The following is a 13116-nucleotide window of genomic DNA, read 5'->3' as shown; positions in this document are numbered from 1 at the left end:
GAAAAAGGAGATCAAAGACGTTCAATCTTTAAATCTCCTTTTCTTATGTAATTCAATTTTCTAAAAGCTTTGTAAAAACTAAATGTTAAAATTGCTGGAGCAATCACATCTATCAAAATAAGTGGTATCCAATACTGATTTCCCATTACTTGAATCGCATCCAATAAGCCTACAAGTCCTGCTGTTCCCATTCCTGAGCCAATTGCACTGCAACGAATATGAAGTAAGACCGTTGAAATAGGTGCTGTAATAATCGTTGTTAAAATTGTAGGTAACCAAATAACCGGTCTTCTAATAATATTTTTAAACTGTAACATACTTGTTCCAATTCCAATAGCAATAACATCACCAATATCATTGTCTTCAATAGACATCATCGCAAAACCAATCATTTGTGCGCAACACCCTGCAAGTGCTGCCCCTGCCGCTAAACCATCAAGTCCTAACATAATACCAATAGCAGCTGAAGAAATCGGTGCCGTTAATGCCATTCCCATTAACACCCCTACAACAATTGACATAAATAAAGGTTGTAAAGAAACCCCATCATTAATAACACTTCCAATCCAAGTAATCATTTGTGTAAGATAAGGTCCTACAAATTGTGTTACCAAACCTGCTATACAGATAGAAACAAAAGGAACAAGTAAAATATCAATCGGTGTTTTCCCTTGAATAAGTCTTGTTACCTCAATAGCCGCTAAAACTGCTACATAAGCTGAAATTGGATTACCCGCTTGAACACCATTATTAAACGTTCCAGCTCCTATTGCTCCTGCAATAACCGCAGAAATCAAATTAAGTCCTTTTGCATCAATTGCATAGCCCATACCAACTCCAATGGCCGGTCCCATTAAATAACCTGCTACTGTCCCCCAGGTTACAAGTTGTTCAACATGAACTAATGTTCCTAATTGTTTTAATATTGTTCCAATAATCAAACTTGCAAAAAAGCCATAAGCCATTCCATTAAAAGTATTGATTACATAATTTCCTTTTCCTCTACTTTGTGCCATATTTTACCCCCTCAATTGGATTATAGAGTATATTTATTTTTTTACAATAAAAAAACTGCCGAAGCAGTTAGTTTATTTATTGGTGGAGCCAAGCGGGATCGAACCGCTGACCCCCTGCGTGCAAGGCAGGTGCTCTCCCAGCTGAGCTATGGCCCCAATTTAATATTTATTTTTTCCACCATTTCATTTGTTAAAATGGTGGGCCTGAATGGATTTGAACCATCGACCTCACCCTTATCAGGGGTGCGCTCTAACCAACTGAGCTACAGGCCCACATCTATATAAAACAATTAATTAATGGTGGGCCTGAATGGATTTGAACCATCGACCTCACCCTTATCAGGGGTGCGCTCTAACCAACTGAGCTACAGGCCCATCAATCAACTGCCCATATAATATACCATGCATATAAGAATACGTCAACAGTTTTTCGTGTATTTTTTTACATTTTTTTAAAAAAATAAAAATACATTGATAAAATCAACGCTTTTTTATTGTAAAATTTTTGCTGTTTTTTTCTTTTTTTGAGTCATTATTCTTAAATGATATTTAATGAGTCCTTCTTTCACCTTTTGACATAGTTTTTTTTGATAATTTTTGCTTCTTAGTTGCCCACATTCATTATAATTTGATAAAAAACCACACTCAATTAGAACTCCTAATGTCTTAGTAGCTCTTAAAACTCTAAAACCACATCCACTAATTGGTTTTCTGCTATTTGTTAACTGTTTTAAACTTTGATCAATATCAAAAGCTAATGCTTTTCCTTGTTTGCTTCTATAATAATAAAAAACTTGTGAACCCCATGCACTTCTATTACCAGAAGCATTTTGGTGAATACTTAATAAATAATCACATTTATAGCTATCTATCTTCTTGACTCTTAAATACATATCATCTTGTTTAGAATAATGATGATTTCTTTTCGTCATATCATAATCACCATCTCTTGTTAAATAGACTTTAGCTCCACTTTTTTCTAATTCATCTTTCATTTTCAAAGCAATTTCTAAATTAATATTATCTTCATAATAACCATATTCAATAGCTCCATTATCAAAACCACCATGTCCTGCATCAATCACCACTTTTACATTTTTTAAAGATTTTTCATAAGCATCTACAGGAATCTCAAAGAAACATACACCAAAAGCAATCATTATAAGAAAAATTCTTTTCATAACATCACCGTTGTATTATATGTCAAAAAAAAGATATCATGATTTTTCATGATATCTAAAATTTATCCATCAAGTAGTTTCTAAAGGCCTCATTAACTTCTTTTTTATATTTTCTACCAATTTCTAATTCATTCTTACTTTCTTCATCAACCATATTAATATGATTTTTATCTATACGATAAATATATTTCATATTAATTGCATAACTTCTATGTATTTGAATAAAACAATGTGCTTGTTTTACTTGTTCCATAAATTTCTTCAAAGTCATTTTAACAGCATATTCATGTTCATATGTATGGATAATCAATTCATGAGCATAACATTCTGCATAGATAATATCATCACTCATTAATGTTATATATGCCATTTGATTTTTATTCATTCCCTTATTCAGTTCAAAAATCAATTTCATTTCATTTTTACATTCTTCATCGTAAAGTTGTTTAAAGACTTTAAAGTCATTATCAAGATGACTCTTTATAATAAAGCATAACGCCTTTAATCCTTGGGTTTTAAAAATCAAACTACTTTTACTTGAAACAAAAACAATTTGTGAATCAAACTTTTCTTTGTACTTTTTCGCATAATCCACACCTGTCCCATTTTCAAATATCACATCTAAAAATAAAATATCGGGTACATGTTTTATCTGATCTAGATCAATCATTCCATGATAAACATCTACAACAGCATGGTATTCACTTTCTAATTTATTTTTTAAAGTTTCGCCAAACGCTCGATCATCATCCATAATCGTAAAATACATATTCACACACCCTTACTACACATATTTTATTCACTATAAATTATAGCATATTTTACCCCCCCGCATCTTTTTTTATTTTTATATTCTTTATGTTTTTTCCAAAAAACGCCTTAGAAGGAATTTATATAGACTTAAAAAGGATCATTATTGAACACGAAGATATTTTTTTACTATGTCTAGTTCTTCAATATAAATACAATGATTTATTTTATTTTCTTTAACATCTTGATAACATTTTTCAAAATCCAACCATTTAACTTCACTTACTTCATGATCAACAAAAACAAAATCTTTTTCTTCTAAATCTTTCCATAAAACAAATATTTTACTTACTTGATTATCTTTAAATAAACGACCATGAAAAATTTCTTCAAAATGAAATCTACGATTTCCACAATCAATCAATTCACTTTCCCTTACAACAATTCCTAATTCCTCTTTCAACTCTCTTACCGCCGATTGGCCATAGTTATCCCCTGCAGGAATATGTCCTGCACTTGAAATATCATAACAGCCAGGAAACGAATCTTTTTGTTCACTTCTTTTTTGTAATAATATTTGTATTTTATTTTCTTTTTTTCTTAAGATCCAAACATGAGCTGTACGATGTAAGATTCCTTGTTGATGTGCAATTTTTCTTTCTACTGTCTTTCCTGTTGGATTTCCTAATTCATCGCATATATCTAAAATTTCCATTTTATCATCTCCATTAAAATCATATTATCATCTTTCTTTACATTATAAAACGAGATGTTTAAAATAGATACGAAAAGAGGTAGAACAAATGAATAAATGTTGGTGCGGAAGTGGCTTGGACTATGAAGTTTGTCACCGCGAATTTGACAAAAAAATTAATTATTACAAAAAAAGAGGAGTGATGACACCTCCAAAATCAATGATTAAAAATCAACAACAAATTGAAGGAATCAAAAAAGCAGCTGTTGTAAATAATGGGTTATTAGATCATATCGAAAAGAATATAAAAATTGGTATGTCGACTGAAGATATCGATGTACTTACAAGAGAATATTTAAAGGAACACAATGCACATTCTGCTGATTTAAATTATGAAGGCTATCCTAAAAGTATTTGTACATCTATTAATGATGTCGTTTGTCATGGAATTCCTTCTTCTGATGTTATTTTAAAAGATGGGGATATTATTAACGTTGACGCTACAAGTGAATTAAATGGTTACTATGCTGATGCTTCACGTATGTTCATGATGGGAAACGTTTCAGATGAAGCTAAAAAACTTGTTAAAATCACAAAAGAAGCGATGTATGAAGGGATGAAAGCTATCAAGCCATGGAAAAGTCATATTGGAGATATCGGTAAAGCAATTCAAAGATATGCACATATTAATGGCTATAGCGTCGTTGAAGAATTCTGTGGTCATGGTATTGGAATGACCATGCATGAAGATCCTTATGTTTTCCATTTTAAAACAAAAGAAGATACTGTTTTGATTGTTCCAGGAATGGTTTTTACAATTGAACCAATGCTTAATCAAGGAACAAGACATGTTCACTTAAATTATAATGATGATTGGACAGTTTATACAGATGATGGAAAACTTTCTGCTCAATGGGAACATACTTTCCTTGTTACAGAAGATGGTGTGGAAATTATTTCAAAATAAAAAGTCAGAAAATCTGACTTTTTTATTATGCCGTTTTTTCAACATATACGTGCTTTTTTAATATACTTTCTTCATAAACAAGATGTTGATAACAATCCTCACATAAATAATGAGTCACAACATCATACCGATTTCTATCAACACGAATCCGATGCTCTTGATGAATCTTTCTTAAACAATTGCCACAATAACAATCAATAATACAGGCAATAGCTTCATCTTCATTCCCATCACACCAATAAACACCATTTCTACAGGCAACAATAATTTTCTTACAAGCATTTAAGCTTATTTCTTCATTTTCAAACATTTCAATTGATTTTTCAACAACTGAATTCATTCCTAGACCAATACGATGACAACTCACTTTAACAACCCCTTTCCAGGGTTATTTTAACATCTCATTTTTGTTATTTCATTAGACAGATAGTCCAAAAACTGTAGTCCTCACGAACTACAGTTTTCTCTTATAAATCACAAATTCCTTTACCTTCTCCATAAACATCATACCAATCACTATTGAAATCATTCACTGCTTTTTCAATACTTGGATTCGCAAAGATTTGTTTTAAGACTTCTACTGGCGCTGTGATTGCTTGACTTCCATAATTGAAGGCATCTCTTACTTGTTGTACCCCTTTAAAGCTTGCTGCTAATATCTTACAATCATAACCATCTTGTACGATTCTATTAGATAATTCATTGATCAGTTCCATTGGATCATTTCCTAGGTTCCCTATTCTATTGACATAAGGTGCAATATAGTCTGCTCCTGCTGCCAAGGCCATATAGGCTTGCATCAAATCATAGACAGCTGTCGCTGTTACATTTATTCCTTCTGCCTTTAATTGTTTAATAGCTTTGACTCCTTCATAAGAAACAGGCACTTTGATATAAACTTGATCATCAATTTCTTCAATAATACGATGGGCTTCTTTAACGATTTCATCACATTCCTTAGAAATCACTTGAATATGAAGACTTCTTTCTTTTCCAATGATTTTTCTTACTTCTTTCATATGTTGAAAGAAGTCTTTTGGACTTGTTTTCTTTACGATTGAAGGATTACTTGTTACTCCTACAATTGGCATATATTCTACTGCTTCTTTTATATCTTCTAAGTTTACTGTATCAATTATAAATTCCATTTTCTTTTCTCCTATAATGTTTGTTCAGTTCTTCCAATAATATCATCTTGTGTTGCTTTTGATAACACATTAAAGAATGCGGAATAGCCAGCAACACGAACAATTAAATCTTTATGCTTTTCAGGATGTGCTTGGGCATCTAATAATGTTTCTTTAGAAACAACATTGTATTGAACATGATAACCTTTTAATCGATTGAAGAAGGTTTTAATCAACATTTCAATCTTTTCTTTATTTTCTTCTTTCGATAATAACTGAGGTGTTACCTTTTGATTTAATAAAACACCACCCGTAATTTCATGTGTTGGTAATTTAGAAACAGATTTAAACACAGCAGTTGGTCCTTTTTTATCCATCGCATGAGCTGGTGAACATCCCTCAGCAAGAGGTGTATGTGCTTTTCTTCCATCTGGAGTAGCCATTGTGCCATAACCTTGTCCAACGTTGGCAGAAATACTTGAAGTACCAGCATAACGAATCCCACCGATTGGACCTCTTCCATAACGAGTATTTGGATATTTTTTCATTTCATCAATATAAATATTATAAACATCAACTACTAATTGATCGACTTCATCAATATCATTACCATACTTAGGTGCATCATTAATCAACATTTCTTGAATTCTTTGACTTTCTTTGCTTGTATAATCATCTAAAATCGCATTCCATAATTCTTCAGGTGTGATTTTTCTTTCTTCAAAGACAAGTTTTTTAATAGCTGCAAGACTATCTGCCATATTCGCAATTCCTACTTGTAACCCTGAAATAAAATCATAAACAGCGCCACCTTCTTTGATTGTTTTTCCACGACCAATACAATCTTCTGTCAAGGCTGAGCATAAAACATCAGGAACATCTCTTTCAAGTGCTAAATCAATCGCATTTTCAACAATCACTGACATACGTGTCAAATGACGCATTCCTTTTTCAATCGCTTTAAAGAGTTCATCATAAGATGTCATATCTTTAAAGTAACCACTACCTTCAAAGAATCGTTTTCCAGAAGTCATATCTACCCCATCATTCATTGCCATTAATAAAATACGTGGGAAGTTCATATAAGACATCCCTGTACAACGATAACCCCATTTACCAGGAACTGCTGTTTCAACACAACCAATCGCTGAATAGTTATATGCATCTTCTTCTTTGACACCCTTTTCAATAAATGATGGAATAATGATTTCGTCATTATTGAATGCAGGCATTCCTGTACCAAGTTTCATAACTTCAATAGCTTCATCCAAAAAAGCTTTTGGCATATTTTTATGATATCGCACTGTTAAGTTTGGTTGTGGTAAACGTGTTTGGGCAACTGATTTTAATACTAAATATGAAAGTTCATTCGTTGCATCTTTTTTATCAGGTGTTTGTCCACCGATGGTTACATTTTGATACATTGGGCTTCCGGCACTTGAAAAAGTATGGGCTTGTGAACGCACCTTATTGATTGTTAGAGTTTTGATCCATAAGTTATCTAATAATTCAATAGCTTGTTCTTCTGTTATATTATGAAGATCTTTATCATGTTTATAGTAAGGATAAATGTATTGATCAAAACGTCCATAAGATAAAGAATGCCCATTCGATTCAATTTGTAGAATTAATTGAATAAACCATGTTGATTGAATCGCTTCATAGAAAGTTTCTGCTTTTTCATAAGGAACTTTCTTACAAATACGTGCAATTTCTTCTAATTCTTCTCTTCGTTTTCCATCAGCACTTCTAGCAAGTTCTAAAGCAAGATCACTGTAACGTCTTGCAAATGTTTTAACTGCATCAATGACAATTAAAACAGCTTTATAAAATTGATATTTATCAATATTTTCAGGCATACATAAATCAAGTTTTTCTTTTAAATCTTTAACTCTTTCTTCATATCCTTTTAAACCTTTTTGTAAAACTTGTTGATAATCTACCGCTAGATGCGCATCTCCAGAATTAAGTTTCCCTTCCATTCCAAAGAAACCTGTTTCCATATAAACACTCACTTCATCTGGAAGCAAAGCGCCTCCTTTACTTCTTAAATTATTATTTTCCCAAAATGGTGCAATTGATCTTAATTCTTCTTTTGTTTCTTCTGTAATATAGAAAACATCCCCATCTCTTTTTTCAAATAAATCAAGTTCATTCATCACAAATTCCATTGTATACTCTGGAAAGATGGGTGCATCTCTATTTGATGAAGCTTGATTTCCTACAATCAAAGTATCTTCTTCAATATAAATAGGCATCTTTTCTAAGATGTTTTTTAACATATACGCTCTTTTCATAATTGGCGGTTCATTTAAATGTTCTTTATATGCCTCTGTCGCAAGGAGTGCTCTTTTTGCACAAATATATGGTTTTTTATCTAAGACTTCTTCTCTAAAATGATTCATTCTTGATGTAAGTTCACCAAAGTGTTCACTATTCTTCATTTTTCTTTCCTCAACTTTCATTCGTAAGTTTTTATTCTTTCTTTTGCAATTAAATTATATAATAAGCAAAAAATAAGTCAATATTATTTTCATAAATAAACAATTTTAGTTTCATTTGAAACTTATAAAAAGATATGTTAGGATATTAGCGAGGAGAAAAACTATGGAAAAAGGATTAATATTTAATATACAAAAATTTAGTATTCATGATGGTCCAGGTATTCGTACGACTGTTTTCTTTAAAGGCTGTCCTTTAAAATGTAAATGGTGTTCAAATCCTGAATCCCAATTACATAAACTACAAATACTTTACGATTTTGAAAAATGTGCTCATTGTAAAAAATGTTTACTTAACTGCCCAAAACAAGCAATTACCGAAAAAGAAAACCATATGATCTTTAATCATGATAAATGTATTGGCTGTCTACAATGTGTCAATCATTGTCCAACTAAAGCATTAAGTCATGAAGGAGACTTTAAAGAAATTCAAGAAATTGTGGATGTCTGCATGCAAGATATTGATTTTTATGAAGAATCTAATGGTGGTGTAACTATCTCTGGGGGTGAAGGTATGGCACAACCTGAATTTCTAGAAAAGCTTGTTTTATCTCTTAAAGAAAAAAATCTCCATGTCGCCATTGAAACAACGGGATATATTCAACAAGAAACATTTCAAAAACTAGCCCCTTTATTTGATCTTTTACTCTTTGATGTAAAACATTATGATCGACTTCAACATTTTGAAGGAACAGGTGTTTATAATGATTTAATTGTTGAAAATCTTCAATGGGCTATTCAACATCAACTTAATGTTTTACCACGCATTCCTGTTATTCCTGATTTTAATAATTCTTTAGAAGACGCTCAAGGAATAAGTGAATTATTAAAAGTATCAAACATTCAAAAAGTACAACTTCTTCCTTTTCATCAATTTGGTGAAAAGAAATATGACTTATTAAATAAAGAATATACTTTAAAAACTTATCAAGCATATCATGAAGAAGACTTGAAAGATTACCAACAAATCTTTTTAGATAAAGGTATTGATTGTTTCTTTTAAGTATTTAAAAAGCTATCAACGAGGATAGCTTTTATTATTTTTATACTTAATACTTGTATCATATAAAATATTTAATACAAGCTGTGAATTATTAAAAACACTTTTATTTTTAGTATGCTTTTTCACATTTAAAATATCTTTTCTTTCTAAATTTTTCATATACTCTCTCCTGTTTTAGAAATAATCATTCTTCATTAAGAGTATATTAAAATTTATTTAAAATATTTGTCATTATTTATTTCACAATTCCGCCTTGTATAAATCCTTCATAAACTTTATATGTTTGATAATATATTTCTTCAACACCCTGAAAAAAATCAATTTTTCCTTGAATACGCAACAAGTAAAGATACTCCCCTTTTTGATAAAATAAAGGACCTCTAAAAGGCAATTCTTCATCAACTTGTAATAAAGCTTCTTTTAAAAAATCACCATTAAAGTTTTCCTCTATAACCCTTCCATAGTAATTCATAGACCAACATGGTTTTTCATCTTTATAAACAATTTCTTGTCCACTAAAATTTTCCGCACCAAAGAAAGAATCTAAATAAGTATAATTATTCTCTTGATATGAATAATCATGAGACTCTTTTCTTGAAGAATTGACTTTATTTGTTTTATTTGCATACGTTGCCTTTTTGGCTTTTACAAGAAAGCATGCAAGTTCACTTATTTCAATTTTATGAGTTTCTAATGTTAAACAATCATCTTCTTTAACTAAATAATCTATTGAAACACCAAAAAGATTTGAAAGTTTTGTTAAATACTCAATATTAGGATAAATAGTTCCCGTTTCCCATTTTGTAACTGTTTGTCTTGAAACATTTAATTGATATGCTAGTTCTTCTTGCGTAAGCATGTTTTTCTTTCTATAATACACTATCTTTTCATTAAGCATTATTGTCACCTCCTAGAAAAATTATAACATTCTTACTTCTTATCACCAGCAACCTTCCTTTACATTTTTGCTACAAAAATCCTAAGGAAACCTTAGGATCAAACTTTTTCAACTTGTATATGTTTTTCTTTAAAATATTCTTCAACTTCTTGAGGAATTCCTTGATCCGTATAAATACATGATACTTGATGTAAATCAATTAAATTAGAAACTCCTTTTTGATGAAACTTATTTGATTCAGTAACAATAATAACATGACTTGCTTGTCTTGCCATATCTTTAACAGCTTCACAACGCATATAATCATTTCCTGTAAATCCTGTATCAATACTAAAACCATCTGTTCCAATAAAGAGTTTATCCACAAAAAATGCTTCTGCACATTTTCTCATCATTGGTCCTACCATCACTTGAGATTCATGTTGATATTCTCCACCTAATAAAATAATTTTAATAGATGTATGTTTACGAATATAATCTGCAATAAATGCAGAATTGGTAATCAGTGTGACATCTTTTTTTGTCTTTGCAATTTCTAAAGCTACTAGAGCACAACATGAACCTGATTCAATCATAATTGTTTCACCATGTTGAATCGATTCTACTGCTTTTTTAGCTACTTGTTGTTTTTGTTCATAATGATAAGCAAGACGAATATTCATATCATCACTTTTATTAAGAGTAGCATATCCATGTTCTCTAATTAACATACCACTTTCTGAAAGAGCATCTAAATCTTTACGAATTGTAACTTGTGAAACTCCTAGTAATTCAGAAAGTTTTGTAACTTCTATTTTTTTATTTTGTGTGAGTAATTCTAAAATCTTTGTTTGTCGTTTATTCATAAAATAATCCTTTCATTAATAAGAACATCTACTTTTATTTGAAAGCAAGGATTTTATTAAAAAAGAGGCCTTGCCTCTTAGTTATTATAATCATCTTCGATTGTACTATCTACATCGTCTTCTACTTCTTCAGATTCTTCATCTTCATCAGTATAGATGTCATTCATATCGATGTGTACTTCATCAAATTTATGACGAGAACGTAAATCCCAGTTGTTTTCACCAATTGTAATGAAACGTCCATCTAAAGTAATGTTTGTATAGAATAAAGATTCTTTTTCATCTTTTTCTTCTTCATCAAAACCTTTTACTTCACTTACTTCTTGCCATAATTTATAGAAATTAACTGCTTTTTTCTTTTTAGACATTAATTCATAAGCGACATCAACCATTGATCTATTTTTATCCATCTTTATCTCTCCTTACATTTTTTCAGGTGCTTCAACACCAATTAAGTTTAATGCATTTTTTAATGTAATACGTGTTGCTTCTACTAAAGCTAAACGTTGCATTGATAATTCAATATTTTCTTTATCTATTACATAACAATCATTATAGAAACTATGGAATAATTGTGCAAGTCTTTGAATATAATTTGCGATTTTATGTGGACTTCTTGATTTTGCACTATCCGCAATTTCATTTCTAAATTCATTAATATGTTTTAATAAAGCCATTTCTTTATCATTTACAAGTAATTCAAAATGATCTGCAATTGTAATATCATTTTCTTTAGCTTGTCTTAAAATCGAACACATTCTTGCATGAGCATATTGTGCATAATAAACAGGATTGTCATTTGATTTAGATTTAGCTAATGTTAAATCAAAATCATAAGGTGTATTGGCTGCTTTAGCGGCAAAGAAATAACGAGTTGCATCAACACCAATATCATCAATTAAATCTTTAATAGTGATTGCATTTCCTGTACGTTTAGACATTTTAACAACTTCACCATTTTCCATCATTCTTACCATTTGTAGAATATCAATATTTAATTGATCACTATTATAACCTAAAGCTTGAATTGCAGCTTTCATACGATTGATATAACCATGATGATCTGCTCCTAATAAATCTACTAAATATTCATAACCTCTATCTAATTTATTTAAATGATAAGCAATATCAGGAGTTAAATAAGTATAACTTCCATCAGATTTAATTAAGACACGGTCTTTATCATCTCCAAATTCAGTTGATTTAAACCATAAAGCCCCATCTTGTTCATAAGTAAATCCTTTTTCTTTCAATTTTTCAATTGTAGGAACTACTTTATTTTCTTCATATAAAGAAGTTTCAGAGAACCAAACATCATGATGAACTCTAAATTCCGCTAAAATATCTTTAATTTTTTGTAATTCAAATTTAGTTCCTTCCTTTCTAAAGAAAGCAATCATTTCATCATGATCTGCATTTAAATATTTATCGCCAACTTCTTCTTTGATTTTAACAGCGATATCTTTAATATCTTGACCATGATATCCATCTTCAGGTAATTCAAAATCTAAACCAAAAGCTTCTCTATATCTTGCATATAAAGATAAAGCTAAATTATAAATTTGATTTCCTGCATCATTAATATAATATTCTCTTGTAACATCATATCCTGCAGCTGACATAATACGACAAATACTATCTCCTACTGCTGCCCCTTTAGCATGTCCTAAATGTAAATCTCCTGTTGGATTGGCAGAAACGAATTCAACATTATATTTAATTCCTTTTCCTGCATCACTTTTTCCATAATCATCTTTTTCTGCTAATACTTCTTTAATAATAGAAGTTAAAGCATCTTTTTTCATAAACATATTGATGAATCCTGGACCAGCAATTTCAATAGAATCAATATTTGCTTCCTCTTTATCAATTGCTTCGATTAATTGTTCTGCAATCATTCTTGGATTCTTTCTAAGTAATCTTGTAAGTTGCATAGCGATATTTGTTGAATAATCACCATGACTTTTTTCTTTTGGTATTTCTATTGTGATTTGATTTATTTCATAATCTTCTACAAAATTGCATTTAACCATTGCTTTTTTTAGTGCTTCTTTCAACGCAATTTCAATTTTATTTACAGCCATTTTTTACCTCCTTAAAAAAGATATTTAATCGTTTATACGTTACCATTAAG

The 13116-nt window shown here is 30.4% G+C and carries 14 protein-coding genes and 3 tRNA genes; 2 read left to right on the top strand and 15 right to left on the bottom strand.

Annotated features, from left to right (window positions below; all coding sequences use genetic code 11):
• Positions 1-11 precede the first annotated feature (11 nt).
• The 7 genes from Fi14EGH31_RS01470 to Fi14EGH31_RS01440 all read right to left on the bottom strand — a co-directional run bounded on the left by Fi14EGH31_RS01470 (position 12) and on the right by Fi14EGH31_RS01440 (position 3662).
• Positions 12-1016, bottom strand: a complete 1005-nt coding sequence (locus tag Fi14EGH31_RS01470) for a PTS transporter subunit IIC (protein ID WP_117574723.1) — start codon at positions 1014-1016, stop codon at positions 12-14.
• An 80-nt stretch (positions 1017-1096) separates the two neighbouring features.
• Positions 1097-1172: transfer RNA gene (locus Fi14EGH31_RS01465), tRNA-Ala, on the bottom strand.
• 40 nt (positions 1173-1212) lie between these two features.
• Positions 1213-1289 (bottom strand) — tRNA-Ile (locus tag Fi14EGH31_RS01460).
• Positions 1290-1314: 25 nt separating this feature from the next.
• Positions 1315-1391: transfer RNA gene (locus tag Fi14EGH31_RS01455), tRNA-Ile, on the bottom strand.
• Between the two features lie 116 nt (positions 1392-1507).
• A complete protein-coding gene (locus Fi14EGH31_RS01450) occupies positions 1508-2197 on the bottom strand; it encodes an N-acetylmuramoyl-L-alanine amidase family protein (RefSeq protein WP_107030484.1) in 690 nt (229 codons plus the stop codon).
• 55 nt (positions 2198-2252) lie between these two features.
• On the bottom strand, positions 2253-2966 hold the full coding sequence (locus Fi14EGH31_RS01445; protein ID WP_200765066.1) for a LytR/AlgR family response regulator transcription factor: 714 nt from the start codon (positions 2964-2966) through the stop codon (positions 2253-2255).
• 144 nt (positions 2967-3110) lie between these two features.
• Positions 3111-3662: an NUDIX hydrolase gene (locus Fi14EGH31_RS01440; protein WP_022000874.1), complete on the bottom strand. Its 552-nt coding sequence runs from the start codon at positions 3660-3662 to the stop codon at positions 3111-3113.
• An 88-nt stretch (positions 3663-3750) separates the two neighbouring features.
• Here Fi14EGH31_RS01440 and map point away from each other — a divergent pair, with 88 nt between their 5' ends.
• On the top strand, positions 3751-4608 hold the full coding sequence (gene map, locus Fi14EGH31_RS01435) for a type I methionyl aminopeptidase (RefSeq protein ID WP_022000875.1): 858 nt from the start codon (positions 3751-3753) through the stop codon (positions 4606-4608).
• A gap of 25 nt (positions 4609-4633) precedes the next feature.
• Here the strand turns inward: map and Fi14EGH31_RS01430 are convergent, their stop codons facing one another.
• From Fi14EGH31_RS01430 to Fi14EGH31_RS01420, 3 genes are all read right to left on the bottom strand, one after another.
• Positions 4634-4975 (bottom strand): hypothetical protein, encoded by a 342-nt coding sequence (locus Fi14EGH31_RS01430; protein WP_200765065.1) that lies wholly within the window; start codon positions 4973-4975, stop codon positions 4634-4636.
• Between the two features lie 100 nt (positions 4976-5075).
• Positions 5076-5756: a fructose-6-phosphate aldolase gene (locus Fi14EGH31_RS01425; protein ID WP_117346301.1), complete on the bottom strand. Its 681-nt coding sequence runs from the start codon at positions 5754-5756 to the stop codon at positions 5076-5078.
• An 11-nt stretch (positions 5757-5767) separates the two neighbouring features.
• On the bottom strand, positions 5768-8179 hold the full coding sequence (locus tag Fi14EGH31_RS01420) for a glycyl radical protein (protein WP_200765064.1): 2412 nt from the start codon (positions 8177-8179) through the stop codon (positions 5768-5770).
• Positions 8180-8342: 163 nt separating this feature from the next.
• On the opposite strand from Fi14EGH31_RS01420, the gene Fi14EGH31_RS01415 reads away from it, so the two are divergent.
• Entirely contained in the window at positions 8343-9239 is an 897-nt protein-coding gene (locus Fi14EGH31_RS01415; protein ID WP_118473466.1) for a glycyl-radical enzyme activating protein, read from the top strand.
• A 15-nt stretch (positions 9240-9254) separates the two neighbouring features.
• Here Fi14EGH31_RS01415 and Fi14EGH31_RS01410 read toward each other — a convergent pair whose 3' ends face one another.
• The 5 genes from Fi14EGH31_RS01410 to argS all read right to left on the bottom strand — a co-directional run bounded on the left by Fi14EGH31_RS01410 (position 9255) and on the right by argS (position 13066).
• Positions 9255-9398, bottom strand: a complete 144-nt coding sequence (locus Fi14EGH31_RS01410; protein ID WP_155522455.1) for a hypothetical protein — start codon at positions 9396-9398, stop codon at positions 9255-9257.
• Positions 9399-9474: 76 nt separating this feature from the next.
• Positions 9475-10137, bottom strand: coding sequence for a DUF5680 domain-containing protein (locus Fi14EGH31_RS01405; protein WP_118473467.1), 663 nt, complete (start codon positions 10135-10137; stop codon positions 9475-9477).
• A 98-nt stretch (positions 10138-10235) separates the two neighbouring features.
• Positions 10236-10982 carry a DeoR/GlpR family DNA-binding transcription regulator gene (locus Fi14EGH31_RS01400; protein ID WP_117574713.1) on the bottom strand — a complete coding sequence of 249 codons (747 nt, stop codon included), beginning with the start codon at positions 10980-10982 and terminating at the stop codon, positions 10236-10238.
• Positions 10983-11059: 77 nt separating this feature from the next.
• Positions 11060-11392 carry a DNA-directed RNA polymerase subunit delta gene (gene rpoE / locus Fi14EGH31_RS01395; RefSeq protein WP_107030207.1) on the bottom strand — a complete coding sequence of 111 codons (333 nt, stop codon included), beginning with the start codon at positions 11390-11392 and terminating at the stop codon, positions 11060-11062.
• A gap of 12 nt (positions 11393-11404) precedes the next feature.
• Positions 11405-13066, bottom strand: coding sequence for an arginine--tRNA ligase (gene argS, locus Fi14EGH31_RS01390; protein WP_117347581.1), 1662 nt, complete (start codon positions 13064-13066; stop codon positions 11405-11407).
• Positions 13067-13116: the final 50 nt, after the last annotated feature.

Source organism: Faecalibacillus intestinalis (genome assembly GCF_015097455.1).
In the GTDB taxonomy this organism is placed as follows: domain Bacteria; phylum Bacillota_I; class Bacilli_A; order Erysipelotrichales; family Coprobacillaceae; genus Faecalibacillus; species Faecalibacillus intestinalis.
Note: the sequence above shows the minus strand (reverse complement) of the source record. Positions and strands in the feature narration are given on the sequence as shown.